Source organism: Vibrio lamellibrachiae (assembly GCF_050337265.1).
GTDB classification, from domain to species: domain Bacteria; phylum Pseudomonadota; class Gammaproteobacteria; order Enterobacterales; family Vibrionaceae; genus Vibrio; species Vibrio kyushuensis.
Genome location: NZ_JAKJSU010000018.1, coordinates 55542 through 71077, shown reverse-complemented (window position 1 = coordinate 71077; position 15536 = coordinate 55542). Strand labels below are relative to the sequence as shown.

Annotated in this window: 16 protein-coding genes and 3 tRNA genes; 7 read left to right on the top strand and 12 right to left on the bottom strand. The window is 43.8% G+C overall.

The genetic code is table 11. From position 1 onward, the window contains the following. From L4C54_RS22845 to L4C54_RS22830, 4 genes are all read right to left on the bottom strand, one after another. Positions 1-300: GTP-binding protein (locus L4C54_RS22845; RefSeq protein ID WP_428809910.1), on the bottom strand; the 300-nt coding region annotated here is incomplete at its 3' end. A 136-nt stretch (positions 301-436) separates the two neighbouring features. Further along, positions 437-511 (bottom strand) — tRNA-Gly (locus tag L4C54_RS22840). 35 nt (positions 512-546) lie between these two features. Continuing rightward, positions 547-631 (bottom strand) — tRNA-Tyr (locus L4C54_RS22835). Positions 632-687: 56 nt separating this feature from the next. Next, positions 688-763: transfer RNA gene (locus L4C54_RS22830), tRNA-Thr, on the bottom strand. Positions 764-973: 210 nt separating this feature from the next. Between L4C54_RS22830 and coaA the strand changes: the two genes are divergently transcribed. Continuing rightward, positions 974-1897 carry a type I pantothenate kinase gene (coaA, locus tag L4C54_RS22825; protein ID WP_428809909.1) on the top strand — a complete coding sequence of 308 codons (924 nt, stop codon included), beginning with the start codon at positions 974-976 and terminating at the stop codon, positions 1895-1897. 78 nt (positions 1898-1975) lie between these two features. Here coaA and L4C54_RS22820 read toward each other — a convergent pair whose 3' ends face one another. Both L4C54_RS22820 and L4C54_RS22815 read right to left on the bottom strand, forming a co-directional pair. Then, on the bottom strand, positions 1976-2401 hold the full coding sequence (locus L4C54_RS22820; RefSeq protein ID WP_428803897.1) for a DUF805 domain-containing protein: 426 nt from the start codon (positions 2399-2401) through the stop codon (positions 1976-1978). 71 nt (positions 2402-2472) lie between these two features. Then, entirely contained in the window at positions 2473-2823 is a 351-nt protein-coding gene (locus L4C54_RS22815) for a 5-carboxymethyl-2-hydroxymuconate Delta-isomerase (RefSeq protein ID WP_428803898.1), read from the bottom strand. A 252-nt stretch (positions 2824-3075) separates the two neighbouring features. On the opposite strand from L4C54_RS22815, the gene tpiA reads away from it, so the two are divergent. Together tpiA and L4C54_RS22805 are read left to right on the top strand one after the other, a co-directional pair. Continuing rightward, positions 3076-3846 (top strand): triose-phosphate isomerase, encoded by a 771-nt coding sequence (tpiA, locus tag L4C54_RS22810; RefSeq protein WP_428803899.1) that lies wholly within the window; start codon positions 3076-3078, stop codon positions 3844-3846. Positions 3847-3996: 150 nt separating this feature from the next. Next, on the top strand, positions 3997-5331 hold the full coding sequence (locus L4C54_RS22805; RefSeq protein ID WP_428809911.1) for an MATE family efflux transporter: 1335 nt from the start codon (positions 3997-3999) through the stop codon (positions 5329-5331). Positions 5332-5454: 123 nt separating this feature from the next. Here L4C54_RS22805 and rraA read toward each other — a convergent pair whose 3' ends face one another. The 3 genes from rraA to efp all read right to left on the bottom strand — a co-directional run bounded on the left by rraA (position 5455) and on the right by efp (position 7658). After that, complete coding sequence (rraA, locus tag L4C54_RS22800; RefSeq protein ID WP_428803900.1) at positions 5455-5973, bottom strand: ribonuclease E activity regulator RraA; 519 nt, start codon at positions 5971-5973, stop codon at positions 5455-5457. Between the two features lie 74 nt (positions 5974-6047). Then, complete coding sequence (locus tag L4C54_RS22795) at positions 6048-6965, bottom strand: 1,4-dihydroxy-2-naphthoate polyprenyltransferase (RefSeq protein ID WP_428809908.1); 918 nt, start codon at positions 6963-6965, stop codon at positions 6048-6050. 126 nt (positions 6966-7091) lie between these two features. Further along, positions 7092-7658 (bottom strand): elongation factor P, encoded by a 567-nt coding sequence (gene efp, locus L4C54_RS22790; protein WP_428803902.1) that lies wholly within the window; start codon positions 7656-7658, stop codon positions 7092-7094. A 33-nt stretch (positions 7659-7691) separates the two neighbouring features. On the opposite strand from efp, the gene epmB reads away from it, so the two are divergent. Together epmB and L4C54_RS22780 are read left to right on the top strand one after the other, a co-directional pair. After that, a complete protein-coding gene (gene epmB / locus L4C54_RS22785; RefSeq protein ID WP_428809907.1) occupies positions 7692-8714 on the top strand; it encodes an EF-P beta-lysylation protein EpmB in 1023 nt (340 codons plus the stop codon). 212 nt (positions 8715-8926) lie between these two features. Further along, entirely contained in the window at positions 8927-10249 is a 1323-nt protein-coding gene (locus tag L4C54_RS22780) for an anaerobic C4-dicarboxylate transporter (protein ID WP_428803904.1), read from the top strand. 128 nt (positions 10250-10377) lie between these two features. On the opposite strand, the gene pfkA is transcribed toward L4C54_RS22780, so the two are convergent. From pfkA to L4C54_RS22765, 3 genes are all read right to left on the bottom strand, one after another. Beyond that, positions 10378-11340, bottom strand: coding sequence for a 6-phosphofructokinase (gene pfkA, locus L4C54_RS22775; RefSeq protein WP_428803905.1), 963 nt, complete (start codon positions 11338-11340; stop codon positions 10378-10380). Between the two features lie 344 nt (positions 11341-11684). Beyond that, positions 11685-12593, bottom strand: a complete 909-nt coding sequence (gene fieF, locus L4C54_RS22770) for a CDF family cation-efflux transporter FieF (RefSeq protein ID WP_428809906.1) — start codon at positions 12591-12593, stop codon at positions 11685-11687. A 125-nt stretch (positions 12594-12718) separates the two neighbouring features. Then, entirely contained in the window at positions 12719-13225 is a 507-nt protein-coding gene (locus tag L4C54_RS22765; protein WP_428809905.1) for a CpxP family protein, read from the bottom strand. A 210-nt stretch (positions 13226-13435) separates the two neighbouring features. Between L4C54_RS22765 and L4C54_RS22760 the strand changes: the two genes are divergently transcribed. After that, positions 13436-14122 (top strand): response regulator, encoded by a 687-nt coding sequence (locus L4C54_RS22760; RefSeq protein ID WP_428803908.1) that lies wholly within the window; start codon positions 13436-13438, stop codon positions 14120-14122. Then, positions 14122-15501 carry an envelope stress sensor histidine kinase CpxA gene (cpxA, locus tag L4C54_RS22755; RefSeq protein WP_428809904.1) on the top strand — a complete coding sequence of 460 codons (1380 nt, stop codon included), beginning with the start codon at positions 14122-14124 and terminating at the stop codon, positions 15499-15501. Before L4C54_RS22760 ends, cpxA begins: the two co-directional genes overlap by 1 nt. Positions 15502-15536 lie beyond the last annotated feature (35 nt).

Here is a 15536-nt window from a genome sequence, read left to right as displayed (position 1 = left end):
ATCCATTTGTGCAGCACCAGTGATCATGTTTTTAACGTAATCCGCGTGTCCTGGGCAATCTACGTGTGCGTAGTGACGCTCTGGAGTATCGTACTCAACGTGTGAAGTTGCGATTGTGATACCGCGCTCACGCTCTTCTGGAGCATTATCGATTGATGCGAAGTCTTTCGCTTCACCGCCGTATACTTTTGACAAAGTAGTACAGATAGCAGCAGTTAGAGTTGTTTTACCGTGGTCAACGTGGCCGATAGTACCAACGTTTACGTGCGGTTTCGTACGTTCAAATTTTTCTTTAGACATGATGTGTCCCTCTAGGTACAGATTAAAGTGGCTTTAATGACCACGTAACCAAAACAAATTGGTAATAAACTTGCTCTTAAAGCTAAACGTAGTTTAGTTAAAAGGAAGTATCAAAAGGAAATAACGCTTATTGAGTTGGAGCGTGCAGCGGGAATCGAACCCGCATCATCAGCTTGGAAGGCTGAGGTAATAGCCATTATACGATGCACGCAACATAATACTCAGGGTGCTATTTTCTTTAGAATATGGTGGAGGGGGACGGATTCGAACCATCGAAGGCAGTGCCGGCAGATTTACAGTCTGCTCCCTTTGGCCACTCGGGAACCCCTCCAAATTTTTAATCCATTCTTACTACTAGTGCTTCATTTAACATGAAACAGGAAAGAATGGTGCCGACTACCGGAATCGAACTGGTGACCTACTGATTACAAGTCAGTTGCTCTACCTACTGAGCTAAGTCGGCATAAGTGGTGCGCATTCTATTGAATGATATTCGACCTTGCAATAGTAAATTTGAAAAAAAACGCTTTTTTTACATGATTGGAATTGTTTGATGTTTTTTTCACCCAAGTTTGCGTTTTTTAGACGGTTCTGCGTCTTTATTATTTGCATTGCTTAACGCTTGTTGTATGTTCGCAATTCTATTTCGTTATTAAATTGTTAGTGAGAACTTATGAGTCCTTATATATCTTTTGATCGTGCAAAATGGGCAGAGCTTCGTAACGCTGTGCCAATGACACTGTCAGAGTCTGATATCCAAGAACTCAGAGGGGTCAACGAACGCCTTTCAATGAAGGAAGCCGTTGATATCTACCTACCTCTTAGTCGGCTGCTTAACCTGTATATCGAGGCGCGCCAAAGTCGCAATTCGGTGTTACACAAATTTCTAGATAGTAACGATACACCACCACCTTTCATTATTGGTATAGCCGGAAGCGTCGCGGTTGGAAAAAGTACTACCGCGCGTATCATTCGCACGTTACTTTCTCGTTGGGAAAACCACCCTAAAGTAGAGCTAGTGACAACCGATGGTTTTTTGTTTTCAAAAAGCGAACTCGATAAGCGTGGCATCATGCACCGTAAAGGGTTCCCTGAATCGTACGATACTAAGCGGTTGGTGCAGTTTCTAACGGACGTCAAAGCAGGGGTTGCTAACGTTCAAGTTCCTGTCTATTCCCATATTACTTATGACATTACCGATGAAGTGAAGCTTATCGACAAGCCTGATGTCATCATCATTGAGGGGCTAAATGTATTACAAAGTGGTTTAGACTACCCCTCAAAGCCTGTGAGTACGTTTATTTCTGACTTTCTCGACTTTTCAATTTACGTGGATGCGGAAACTGAAGTGATTGAAAAGTGGTATGTGGAACGGTTTCTGGAATTTAGACAAGGTGCTTTTAAAAAACCAGGCTCTTACTTTAGTCACTACACATTGTTAACAGAAGCCGAAGCTAACGAGAAAGCGAAAGGAATTTGGCAATCGATTAATGGCCAAAACCTAGCAGAGAACATCTTACCAACTAAGCACAGAGCTCAACTTATTTTAAAGAAAGGCCAAGATCATGCGGTCCAAGAAGTGTTATTACGTAAATAGCACTTTGAGTTGCACTCTACGCAGTTAAATCATGAACAGCTAGAGGCTCAAACTCTAAATCCGAGCCTCCAAATGATTTTATTTTAACTCCGGGCCATATTGGTTCGTCTTCGCTTCACCCTTCATAAACCCACATTCAATTAAAATCCAAGTTCCACAAATCAGAGCAGCCACTGAGGTTAGCATCTCAAGTGTTGTCGTTTGTGCAATACCGGTAGGGTCTCCCACTGGAACCGCCATACGACCAAAGACCAGTGGAACATTAAGCAGTAACCACCAACTCGATTTTCCACGGTCATGCCAACGCTTAGACGTGATTGCTAAATCAGGGATGAGTACAATCAATAAAAATACCGGAAGAATAATATGCGCCATCGCAGGGAATAGAACATTAGACCCCATAGCGAAACCGACAATAACCGCATAATAAAGTGCGTTCCAAATCCAATACGTTTTTCTTGCGACTCGCCCTTCAAATGAAAACAGTAGCTGTTTTATCAACATCTCATTACCTTAAAAATTACCAACTGAAAAATATACTCAAAACGCTATCTAATTAGTTTAACGAACTTTCATTATCGATTCACCGTCTTCTGAAAACACGCTTTATCCATATCTCGTATATTTACCGTTAAACTTCTTACCTGACTTGCCTGCTGTTGAAGTACCGTCATTAATTGACGTGAAAGCTCTCTTTTTTGCTCTTCACTCCGACCATCTAATAACTCAAACCCTACGTGAATAAAATCAACGCTATCTCCTTCCTCTCCAATAAGCCAATGATGACAGCGCAACGCTCTTGATTTAACAGAGTCAGGATCGAACAGACTACTCTTCAGCGCAACATCGTGTAAGTCTTCTAATAGCCCTTGCACGTTAACGCGCTGATCGATTGAATTTGAATATTCCATAACAAGATTTGGCATTGGGTTCCCTTTCTATGAGGTAAGGTCTTCATTTATCACAGTGAATTCTCAACACTAATACCAATTAACTTAGCAAATTCCGAGATAATCACTATCATTCTGCTTACTGGATCACTTATCAAGAACTCTTACCATTAAATAAACTCATGACCCGAGTCATGATTTGATGGTATTAATCTGTTATATTCTTACGCAATCGCGTTTATTTTTTACATTAATTAGCTTTTTACATTCAAATATGGAGATATTCTTATGCGTCATCCTGTAGTTATGGGTAACTGGAAACTAAACGGCAGCAAAGAAATGGTTGTTGACCTACTTAACGGCCTTAACGCTGAACTTGAAGGCGTAACTGGCGTAGACGTTGCAGTAGCTCCACCTGCTCTTTTTGTTGACCTAGCAGAGCGCACGCTTACTGAAGCAGGCAGCGCAATCATCCTAGGTGCTCAAAACTCTGACCTAAACAACAGCGGTGCATTCACTGGCGACATGTCTCCAGCTATGCTGAAAGAATTTGGTGCTTCTCACATCATCATCGGTCACTCTGAGCGTCGTGAATACCACGCTGAATCAGACGAGTTTGTTGCTAAGAAATTCGCATTCCTAAAAGAGAATGGTCTAACTCCTGTTCTTTGTATCGGTGAATCTGAAGCTCAAAACGAAGCTGGTGAAACGGTTGCAGTATGTGCACGTCAACTTGACGCTGTGATCAACACTCAAGGCGTTGAAGCTCTTGAAGGCGCTATTATCGCTTACGAACCAATCTGGGCTATCGGTACTGGTAAAGCTGCAACAGCTGACGATGCACAACGCATCCACGCTCAAATCCGTGCTCACATTGCTGAGAAATCTGCAGAAGTTGCTAAGAACGTTGTAATCCAATACGGCGGTTCTGTTAAGCCTGACAACGCAGCAGCTTACTTCGCACAACCAGACATCGATGGTGCTCTAGTTGGCGGCGCAGCTCTAGACGCGAAAAGCTTTGCAGCTATCGCTAAAGCAGCTGCAGAAGCTAAAGCTTAATTAGATCAATCATCTAATTATCGATAAGGGTTCGCATAGGCGGACCCTTTTTTTATCCAAATCACATCAATCCAGATTGCTATTACCCGCACATTCCCAATAGCGTTTATATCTTGTATCCTAGCGTTTTGAAAATATAGCGTATGGATGATGCACGACAAACACGGCCTTTTAACAGCGCCCATTCCAAATGTGCTTCGTCAAATGACCATTCCAATGACATTTGGCATGATTGCCATTTTAATGTTCAATTTAGTTGATACGTTTTTTATCTCTCTGCTTGGCACCGATGCACTAGCTGCCATTAGCTTTACCTTCCCCATTACGTTTGCGATTAACTGCATCACCATGGGCATCGGTATTGGTATCTCGACGACCCTAGCTCGATTACTCGGAAAAGGTCATGCAAAACAAGCGGCGCACTTTTCAACCCACGGATTAATGTTAGCGTTATTGCTAGTCTCATTTGCCTCGTTAATCGGCTTACTAACTATCAATCCCCTATTTTCACTACTTGGTGCTAAACCTAACTTATTCCCACTTATTCATGAATACATGAGCGTTTGGTACTTAGCTATTCCACTTCTTGTTATTCCAATGGCTGGCAATAGCGCTATTCGCGCAACAGGCGATACAAAAACACCAGCGAAAATCATGATGCTCGCAGGGCTCATTAACGGTGTTCTCGATCCTCTGCTTATTTTTGGTATCGGCCCTTTCCCTGAGCTTGGTATTCAAGGGGCTGCAATATCTAGCGCACTGAGTTGGTTTGGGGCCTTAATCGGTTCGCTCTATGTTTTGACCAAACGAGAGAAACTCATCGCTTTCCCTAACTTTTCTCGAATATACAGCGATTGGACACAGATTCTTAAAATTGGCACGCCAGCCGCTCTCTCTAACGCCATGGTTCCATTGGCTGGCGCAATCCTGATGGTATTACTCGCCTCACACGGTACCGTCGCTGTCGCTGCATTCGGAGCCGCACAACGAATTGAGTCGTTACTTATTTTAGTCTTGATGGCGCTCACGTCAGTGTTGACCCCTTTCATGGCACAAAACCTCGGAGCAGATAATAGCCAACGTAGTTTTAGCGCGCTGTTCATCAGTATGCGGTTTGCCATCGTCTTTCAGCTGATAATTTTTGTCATGATGGTGCCACTGAGCATCCCATTAGCGCGTCTTTTCTCACAAGAGCAATCGGTGCGAGACCTTCTTTGGCACTACTTGCTTGTCGTGCCTTTTAGCTATGGTTTTCAAGGCGTGACAATGATGCTTATCGCTGGGCTGAATGCTCTGCATAAACCGATGCAGGCTTTTCAATGGAGTATCATGAGACTGTTTCTCTTTACCTTGCCGATCGCATGGCTAGGAAGCACCCTATATGACGTTGAAGGATTGTTCATTGGCATTGCAGTGGGGAATATCATTTCCGGTGTGTGTAGCTATTTATATGCACTTAGGCTTCGCCGGATTCATTGCCATTAGTATCCAAATACCTAGTGCTGAGCACTTAGCACCTAAATACATTTTTTACTCAACGTGGAAAGCGAAAAAAGCCGACACTTCAATGAGTCTCGGCTTCTTAATATTTTCTGATGGTATCGAAAATTAATCGATCACTTCATCGTCTTCTTCAATCTCAAGCTCAATATCTAATGGCTCTTGAGAGATAATAATACCGGTGTTATCCGCATAGAGAAAATCCTCTGGCATAAAGGTAACGCTACCAAAGTTTACAGCTACATCTAGCTCACCAACTCCGTTACCAACAGCTCCAACAGGAATAGACGCGAGCGCTTGAATACCAATGCTCATATCTTCTAGCTCGTCAACTTCACGAACACAACCATAGACGACAATACCTTCCCACTCGCTCTCTTCTGCTAGTGTAGCCAGTTCAGCATCAATTAGTGCGCGGCGAAGTGAGCCACCACCGTCAATGAGTAATACTCTTCCTACCCCATCTTGCTCTAAGACGTCTCGAATGAGGCTGTTATCTTCAAAGCACTTGATGGTGGTAACTTGGCCAGCAAATGATGCGCTGCCACCAAAGTTACTAAAAAGTGGTTCAACGACATCAACTTGATCTAAGTAGATATCGCAAAGAGCAGAAGTATTGTATTCCATAGTATTTATCCATACTGATAGTCATCTCTATCGAGTATATAGGGTCAATAAGTCAATGCAATGATAAGACTCAATTAACTGACTAGAGTTTGCGCTATCACAATGCCCGTAAATAGTAGATTCGTCAGCAAAGCACACTTAACCACAATGGGCATCATAGGGGCGATTTGAGCGGGTTGTGTTGCTTGCCAAACGGCTTTCCCATGCTTAAAGACAATAACCAAACTCAAGATGAACGGCAGACTAAGAATGATAGGTGCCGGTTGAAGCACCAAATAGCTCGCAAACATCACCAATGCCGTCACCAGTAGTAACGTATGGTATTGCTTTGATTTGTTTTGCCCTAAACGAACCGCGACGGTTCTCTTTCCACACGCCTGATCATTCTCTATATCGCGCATGTTATTGACATTCAACACTGCAACTGCGAATAGACCGCAGCCTACAGCAGGCAGTATCAGCGCAGCTTCGACAAAACCGGTATGTAGAAAAAAGGTTCCGGCAACACCGAGTAGACCAAAGAAGATAAAGACCGAAATATCACCAAGCCCGACATAACCATACGGCTTATTGCCAACGGTATAGGCAATCGCAGCCACAATAGCCAGTATGCCCAATCCAATGAAAGACACGATACTTTGCAGACTGTCGAGTGCATAAAAAACCAGACACAGGCCCGAAAGCATAGTTAAAACAATATTGATGACCATAGCTTGCTTCATGGTGTTTAGTGAGACCGCACCTGACTGAATGGCGCGAATCGGGCCAAGACGGGCATCGTTGTCTGTCCCTTTAACCGCATCACCATAATCATTAGCTAGATTAGACAATATTTGCAGCAAGGTCGCCGTAACAAATGCCAACACAGCAATTGCGATAGAGAATTGCCCAATGGAATACGCAAGAACACTGCCCGTTAAGATTGAAACAAGCGCTAAAGGGAGAGTTTTGGGTCTTGCGGCGTCTAACCAGATTTGAATTGATTGCTTCATTATTTTATTTGCTTACGCTCAATGTAATGATGATTGTGTCATAACCTTTTCATTCACGCAAAAACTAAAAAAGGCCACCATAAGTGACCTTTTTTTCTCGCATTAGAGTCAGACGACACTCTGCAATTATTTAACTCGACCTACGTATTCTGAGCTACGAGTATCTACTTTAATCACTTCACCAATAGAGATGAAAAGCGGAACACGAACCACAGCGCCTGTTGCAAGAGTAGCAGGCTTACCACCAGTACCTTGAGTATCGCCTTTCAGGCCAGGATCTGTTTCAGTCACTTCAATCTCAACAAAGTTTGGTGGCGTAACAACGATTGGGTTACCGTTCCAAAGCGTGATCATACAAGTGTCGTTTTCTACAAGCCATTTAGCATTCTCGCCAACCGCTTTCACTTCAGCTGCAATTTGCTCGAAAGACTCACTGTTCATAAAGTGATAGAATTCACCATCGTTGTACAGGTAATCAAGATCAACATCCATAACGTCAGCAACTTCTACAGTTTCACCTGACTTAAAGGTTTTCTCTAATACTTTACCTGAAAGCAATTTACGGATTTTGACACGGTTGAACGCCTGACCTTTGCCCGGTTTCACTAACTCGTTTTCGAGAATGACACACGGCTCCTTATCAAGCATAAGTTTAAGACCGCCTTTAAATTCATTCGTGCTAACAGTAGCCATTTTTTCCTCTTACTATATTTCGAGTTTAAATTAATGTCGCACATCATAACCCGAATTACCCCATCTGTTGAGCAAAACTGGCTCAAACAACTGGCGAATGCGATCTCAGACCCAGCAAAGCTGCTCGCACAGCTTGATATTGATGTCTCAGAGTGGGAAAACGGCTTTGACGCCAAAACTCTGTTTGCGCAGCGTGTACCGCTCAGTTTTGTGAATCGAATGGAAAAAGGTAATCCTCACGATCCGCTATTAAGACAAGTATTACCATTGTGTGAAGAGTTTGAGCAACACGAAGGCTACTCTGCTGATCCACTCGATGAGCAAGATAACCCCATCCCTGGATTGCTACACAAATATACCAATCGAGCGCTATTCATCGTGAAAGGCGGTTGTGCGATTAATTGCCGCTACTGTTTCAGACGCCACTTTCCTTACAGCGAAAATAAGGGCAATAAATCGGTATGGCAACAAGGCTTAGATTACCTGAGTGATCACCCAGAGATAAACGAGGTAATTTTGTCTGGTGGTGATCCTCTCATGGCAAAAGATCATGAGCTTGAGTGGTTGATTGATGCTATTGGCGACATTAAACACATAAAACGACTTCGTATTCATAGCCGTTTACCTGTTGTGATCCCAGCTCGAATTACCGATGAACTGTGTCAGCTTCTTTCTCGTACTCACTTACAAGTTGTTATGGTTACGCACATTAATCATGCCAACGAAATCGATGCTGAACTCACTCGCGCTATAAAAAAGCTAAAGAATGCCAATGTAACGATGCTCAATCAAAGCGTACTGCTAAAAGGCGTTAATGATAGCGTCGAAATACAGGTTGGTTTGAGTGAAACGCTCTTTTCAGCGGGGATTCTACCCTACTACCTACACGTTCTAGACAAAGTACAAGGGGCAGCGCATTTTTACGTCTCCGATGAAAAAGCTAAAACTATTATGGCCGGATTAATTGAGCAAGTATCTGGATACCTTGTCCCGACCCTTACTCGTGAAGTCGCCGGGAAACGCAGTAAAACGCCACTCGACTTGCACTTGGAGTAACGGCCAACTATTAAATTAATGCGCCAGTTTATCGATGTGACCTACTGTCCGGTTTCATCCAATACCCCTTAACTGAAGCACGATTTTTTGACAGAAAACAATGAAATAGCGGATCGTAACTCTAGCAGCCCAATACGCACATCAGCTCACATCTACGCCTACCACTTTTGTATAGGATTGTGCCTACACACATAATTGGTTGAGGTATAAGCATGTTCTATGTACATATGCTGCTGTTGTTGTCGGTTATCTTTATTGGTATCCGTCATGGAGGCATAGCGTTTGGTTTGCTGGGAGGGCTAGGCGTATCTGTACTCGCCTTCGTATTTGGCATTGCTCCAGGAACACCACCAATCAGCGTAATGCTGATCATTCTAGCGGTTGTTGCTGCCTCTGCGACCTTAGAGGCTACTGGTGGTCTAAAGCTATTAGTGAAGTTTGCAGAACGCTTATTACGTAAACACCCGAACCAAATTGTTTTTCTCGGCCCACTCTGTACTTACTCACTGACAGTGCTCGTCGGGACAGGCCATTCCGTGTATCCGCTTCTTCCCGTGATTTATGATGTCGCCTATAAAAAGGGTATTCGTCCTGAGCGTCCAATGGCGATGGCAACGGTCGCTTCTCAAATGGGCATCACCGCGAGCCCGATTGCAGCCGCAGCCGCCGTTGTGATGGCAACCGCTGCTGACAACAACTTAGATATCAGCTTAGTGAACGTTCTGCTCGTCACCATTCCAGCCACGCTCATCGGTTTACTTGCAGGTTGTACATGGAGTTTAAAACGCGGTAAAGACTTAGATAAAGACCAAGATTTTATCGAACGCTGCAAAGATCCTGAGTTCAAAGCACAGCTTATTGATGCCACTGTAGACAACTCAGATGATCCGAAAACGAATGCTCAAGCTAAAAAAGGGCTGGGGATCTTCTTAGCGGGTATCGCCACGGTGATCTTTGTCGCGATGTTTGGTAAAGATCTCGCGCTACTACCAGACGGTGTCAACATGTCCGTCGCCATTCAGTTTCTAATGCTGTCTGTTGGTGCCGTCATCTTACTGACAACTAAAGTCGACCCGAAAAAAATAGTACACAGTAATGTATTTATTGCAGGCATGACGGCGGTGATCATCATCTTCGGTATTGCGTGGATGAGTGACACTATCATTGGTTACCACAAGCCTTACCTAATTAGCCTTGTGAGTGACTTAGTGGCGGCGCATCCTTGGACATTTGCTATAGCGATGTTTGTTGTCTCTGTTTTCCTAAAGAGCCAAGCTGCTGTACTGACCATTATGCTACCGCTCGGTTTTGCCATGGGCATCCCAGCGCCCGTACTGATCGGTGTTTTACCCGCTTGTTATGCTTATTTCTTCTTCCCGTTCTACCCAAGTGACTTAGCAGCTATTACTTTTGACCGCTCTGGTACGACACAGATTGGTAAATACGTACTTAACCACAGCTTCTTGATACCCGGGTTTATCGGTGTCACTACAGCGACCATCGTTGGCTACTTAATTTCAATGGCTATCAATTAGTTCATAAAAGCACACCAATAGAGTACCAAAAATAAAAAATCCAGTTGGTTGCCCAACTGGATTTTTATTATCTGCATTTTGTATCTAGTGCATCTTGAACAACAGCCCTTTCGCTAATAAGGAAAGGCTTAAAATAACTCTTCAGCTACTTTGAATAGGTCGTTGCGAACAGGACGCTTCATGTTCTCAATGGCATCGATAATGTCGTGGTGTACTAGTTCTTCTTTTTGAATACCAACACAACGACCGCCTTCACCTTCCATTAGAAGATGAACCGCATAGTTACCCATACGAGATGCTAATACACGGTCAAATGCTGTTGGACGACCACCACGCTGGATGTGACCAAGAACCGTTGCGCGAGTTTCACGACCGGTTGCATCTTCAATCTGTTTCGCCAGATCATTAGCATCCATCATAAGTTCAGTAAGTGCGATGATTGCATGCTTCTTACCCTTAGCAATACCGTCCTGAATTTGACCAATCAGTTGATCTTTATCCAGGCCCGTTTCAGGGGTAATAATGTACTCACAACCACCAGCAATTGCTGACATCAATGTTAAATCACCACAGTGGCGACCCATGATTTCCACAATAGAGATACGTTGGTGTGAAGAAGAAGTGTCACGTAGACGGTCAATTGCATCAATCACCGTATTTAGTGCCGTTAGGTAACCAATCGTGTAGTCAGTACCGGCAATATCGTTATCGATTGTGCCTGGAAGACCAATACATGGGTAACCCATTTCAGTTAGCTTCTTCGCGCCCATGTAAGAGCCGTCACCACCAATAACAACCAAAGCCTCAATGCCATGCTTCTTAAGGTTTTCAATGCCTTTCTGGCGAACTTCTACATGTTTAAAATCAGGAAAACGAGCAGAACCTAGAAAAGTACCACCACGGTTGATAACATCTGAAACACTAGAGCGGTCAAGTTTTTCAATGCGATCTTCAACAAGGCCTTGATAGCCGTCGTAAATACCGTAAACCTCAATACCAGCCGACAATGCTGTACGCACTACGCCTCGCACTGCTGCGTTCATACCAGGAGCGTCTCCGCCACTTGTTAAAACACCGATCTTCTTAATCATGCTCACCCTCGAATTTTTTTGGGAATTAAACTTCAATTTAATACCGATGACGATACAAGCGTCACCCGTGAAATCCTTTTAAACTGTGCAGTATGTTACCTTTACCGAAAAGGAATACTACATTTTTCTGCACTGAATTATGTAAGTTTATTACTTATGTAATAGTATTACAGTTTTCACCGATCGCTTTGTTGATTCACATCAGAATCATGTTTTTCTTTCACAGATCAAAAAAAGTGCAGTCCACATTATAAGTCTTGTTGATTATAGCTCTTCAATGATAGAACGGATTAATGACAATATTGTTACTCCGAATATCCGCTAAATATTTACTAAGCTAATCACTACCAATCATCCTTAACTTGTGACTTTTCACCATTCATAACGACCGAAAAAGGATCTTGGTGAATAAGTACGTCTGCACCGGGAAACTCTCTCATTAACCTCTCTTCGACCTCATCAGAGATTCTATGTGCTTCTATCAAAATCATATTGTCATCAAGCTCAAGGTGCAGCTGAATAAAACGAGTTGGCCCAGCCATACGCGTTCTTAATTGGTGGACACCCAACACCCCCTCGATTTCAAGGCAGCATTCACGAATCTTTGATAGTTCGTCATCGGGAAGCTTGCGATCCAACAGAGTTTGAATTGCCTCACTCACCATTTGGTAAGCGCTATAAAGAATATATATACCAATAGCAACAGCAAAGACAGCATCAGCCTGAGTCACACCAAACCAGCTAAGGGCAAGTGCAATCATAATCGCGCCGTTCATGTATAAATCGGTTTGATAGTGCAGAGAATCTGCGGCGATAGCTTGGCTTCCCGTTTTCTTCACGACATGCTTTTGGAACCGGACTAATGCAAAAGTGACAATCATGGCGAAGAAGCTCACATAGACGCCGTATTCTGGCGAGGTCAGCTCATGCGGACGGAAAAAACGTTCAACACCGTTCAGAATAAGAAAACACGCAGAGCCTGAAATGAACATCGCCTGCGCAAGCGCCGCTAACGATTCCGCCTTGCCGTGACCAAAAGTGTGTTCTTTATCTGCAGGTTGGAGAGAGTAGCGTATCACCATCAAATTAACGCCAGATGCGGCAATATCAAGCATTGAATCGATAACAGAGGCGAGCAAACTCACCGAACCGGTAATCCACCAAATAGCAACTTTAACGACTAATAATAGAGTCGCAACGGCGGTTGCAGTCCATGCTGCCATGGTAACCAAACGAGCGTATTCTTGTTTCATATAACATTTATAACTAGAACAATATGCGTTCAGTATAACGCGTGAACGATAAAAAAAATATCAAACAAAAGGCAGCCATATAGGCTGCCCAAAAACGAGACTGAATAGTCACAATAAATCGCGACTTACGACTCTTGCATGCGTTCCTGCATTTTATCGCTGCACTTGTTCATACGTTCTTGCTGCAGTTCAACAAATTGAGCTTTTTGCTCATCCGTTAGTACGCTTAACATTTTTTGTTGTTGCTCAAGCTTATTCACTCGGCGCTCAGTTTGTTTCTCAACCATCTGTTGAGCTAACTCATTGGCTGCTGCCTCATCAAAAGTGTCAGCTAAAACTAATGTTTGAACCTGTTGTTGATAGGCTTGCATTTCAGCGTGCTTAGCTTGGAAATTATCTTGATGGTGAGCTTTCATCTCAGTTTTAGACGTTTCACGCAGCTCTTTAAGTTGATCTTTTTGTTCATCAGTCAGATCCAATTGGCGGACGATGCTTCGGTCAAATCCACCCGAACACTTGCCACTTTTTCCACCTTTATGATGTGAATCGCCGCCAAAGGCATACGCACTTGCTGTTGCGAACGTCAGTGGAAGAATCGCCGCAGCCAAAACTAATTTTTTTGTTGTGTTCATAATCGTACCCTCTAATGTTTCATCTCTATTCGGTTCAAATCGCTACCGTTGCAGCGCTTGAGTTTAGAATACGACTTCGGGTGTAAATGAGCGTTTAGTAAGCGTAAAGGATCGTAAAGAGCATAAATTAATCTCTTCGTGACTCCTTTTTCGCAGTAATATAAATAAGAAACACATAGCAGCAGTAATTTCAAAAGAGGCAAAGCATTTATGGCGCATATCCTACTAATCGATGATGACACCGAACTCACCAGCTTATTGAAAGAGGTATTAAGCTATGAAGGGTTTACGGTGACGGAAACCAACGATGGCGAGTCTGGACTTGCAGAAGTCAGTGATGATATCGATTTAATTTTGCTGGATGTCATGATGCCAAAGCTCAACGGCATGGATACCTTGAAGAAGTTACGTGAAACATGGAGCACACCGGTTCTGATGCTCACCGCCCGAGGCGAAGAGATCGACCGTGTCATTGGGCTAGAACTAGGTGCTGATGATTATTTACCTAAGCCTTTTAGTGATCGCGAGCTACTGGCAAGAATGAAAGCGATATTACGCCGAACGCAAACCCAAGCTGCGCCTAAAATGACGGACTGCATCGAGTATTTAGATATTAAGGTTTATCCCGGAAAACAAGAGGCGTACTGCCAAGAGCAGCTATTAGAGCTAACCACCACTGAATTTGCCCTATTAACGCACTTTATTCAAAACCCCGGAGTCACGCTCACTAAAGAAACGCTAAGCCTTGATGTGCTAGGAAAGCGTCTAGCCGCTTTTGACCGAGCCATTGATATGCATGTCTCCAACTTACGCAAAAAACTGCCTGATACAGAATCGGGTCGCTCACGAATTAAGACCTTAAGAGGTCGCGGCTATTTGCTGATTGAGGAGGATTGATGCGCCTGCCTAAAGCCACAAGCCTATATGGCCGTATCTTTGCCATTTTTTGGTTCACCATGCTATTGGTCCTGCTTGCGGTTCTCTCTCTGCCTCACCTCGATCCAAGAAAAGCCCGAGATGTTCCGGGTGATCAACTGCAAAAGCTCGCTAGGCTTAAAGAAAACATAGAGAACAGACACAGAAAAGATACCGACCTCGGGCGGATCATCTTTAATCTTGAAGATCAGCGCGGATCCCATCGAAATTCGCGACCGCGCATTTTTATCACCGATCTTGAGGGTAATGTGCTCACCACGAAGAAACACCATGACTTTAAGATTCGAGCACTGAAAAACTTTGTCACCAGCATCGAGTCCATTGAGACACCAAAGCAGAAGCTTTATGGTCAATATATGGTGGCAGGTCCACTTCCAATCACTCTTGCTAAGCGTGACCTGCTGCTTTATGTCGGTCTGAGATGGGATCAACCTTCGCCATTCTTACTGCGACTGTTTGATAAGCCCTTTCAGTTACTGTTTGCTGTCATGCTGGTCAGTACTCCACTGCTACTGTGGTTAGCATGGGCTTTAAGTCAACCAGCACGAAAGCTTGAACGAGCGGCAAAACGTGTCGCAAGGGGAGAGTTTATTGTCGACCCTGAGCTTGAAAAAGGAACATCAGAATTTCGCCAAGCGGGCACCAGTTTTAACCAAATGGTTGAAGCGGTAAACAGCATGCTCTCAGGTCAACAGAGGCTTCTATCGGACATATCTCATGAACTGAGATCGCCATTAACAAGGTTGAGAATGGCTAATGCACTCGCGACTCGAAAGCAGGGAGAAAGCTCAGAACTGAGCCGGATTGACACCGAAGCTCAGCGATTAGAGCAGATGATAGCCGAACTATTAGAGCTTTCACGCATGCAAGCGGATAGTCACCTAAAGCGTGAAGAACAACCATTAAGCAGCTTATGGGAAGAGCTACTCAAAGACGCACAGTTTGAAGCCGAACAGATAGAAAAGAGCTTATGCTTCTCTTCGATTCCCGAGCGAGTTATCTCAGGCAATCCAAAGCTGCTGATGAGTGCAATTGAGAACATTACTCGCAATGCTATCTATTATGGTAAAGACCAAGTTAGAGTCACAATGAATGCGAGTGAAACTAATCTAACGATCGTTGTTGAAGACAACGGTGAAGGCGTACCTGAAAATGAAATGAATGAGATATTTCGCCCTTTCTATCGTGTATCGACTGCCCGAGATCGAAATTCAGGGGGAGCCGGATTGGGCCTAGCGATTACAGAGAGTGCGATTCGCCAACATAGCGGCACCATTTCAGCGAGTCGAAGTGAGCTTGGAGGCTTGAAAGTCACGGTCCAACTGCCTTTAAGTGCTTAAATCGACTGTCAGCGATAAAACCACACAAATAACGC

Excerpts from the sequence above, each read along its gene's own strand:
- L4C54_RS22780 (WP_428803904.1), top strand. The coding sequence starts at position 8,927 with ATGTTCTATGTACATATGCTGCTGTTGTTGTCGGTTATCTTTATTGGT.
- L4C54_RS22795 (WP_428809908.1), bottom strand. The coding sequence starts at position 6,965 with ATGAAGCAATCAATTCAAATCTGGTTAGACGCCGCAAGACCCAAAACT.
- fieF (WP_428809906.1), bottom strand. The coding sequence starts at position 12,593 with ATGAAACAAGAATACGCTCGTTTGGTTACCATGGCAGCATGGACTGCA.
- tpiA (WP_428803899.1), top strand. The coding sequence starts at position 3,076 with ATGCGTCATCCTGTAGTTATGGGTAACTGGAAACTAAACGGCAGCAAA.
- L4C54_RS22815 (WP_428803898.1), bottom strand. The coding sequence starts at position 2,823 with ATGCCAAATCTTGTTATGGAATATTCAAATTCAATCGATCAGCGCGTT.
- L4C54_RS22765 (WP_428809905.1), bottom strand. The coding sequence starts at position 13,225 with ATGAACACAACAAAAAAATTAGTTTTGGCTGCGGCGATTCTTCCACTG.
- epmB (WP_428809907.1), top strand. The coding sequence starts at position 7,692 with ATGTCGCACATCATAACCCGAATTACCCCATCTGTTGAGCAAAACTGG.
- cpxA (WP_428809904.1), top strand. The coding sequence starts at position 14,122 with ATGCGCCTGCCTAAAGCCACAAGCCTATATGGCCGTATCTTTGCCATT.
- pfkA (WP_428803905.1), bottom strand. The coding sequence starts at position 11,340 with ATGATTAAGAAGATCGGTGTTTTAACAAGTGGCGGAGACGCTCCTGGT.
- efp (WP_428803902.1), bottom strand. The coding sequence starts at position 7,658 with ATGGCTACTGTTAGCACGAATGAATTTAAAGGCGGTCTTAAACTTATG.
- rraA (WP_428803900.1), bottom strand. The coding sequence starts at position 5,973 with ATGGAATACAATACTTCTGCTCTTTGCGATATCTACTTAGATCAAGTT.
- coaA (WP_428809909.1), top strand. The coding sequence starts at position 974 with ATGAGTCCTTATATATCTTTTGATCGTGCAAAATGGGCAGAGCTTCGT.
- L4C54_RS22820 (WP_428803897.1), bottom strand. The coding sequence starts at position 2,401 with ATGTTGATAAAACAGCTACTGTTTTCATTTGAAGGGCGAGTCGCAAGA.
- L4C54_RS22805 (WP_428809911.1), top strand. The coding sequence starts at position 3,997 with ATGCACGACAAACACGGCCTTTTAACAGCGCCCATTCCAAATGTGCTT.
- L4C54_RS22760 (WP_428803908.1), top strand. The coding sequence starts at position 13,436 with ATGGCGCATATCCTACTAATCGATGATGACACCGAACTCACCAGCTTA.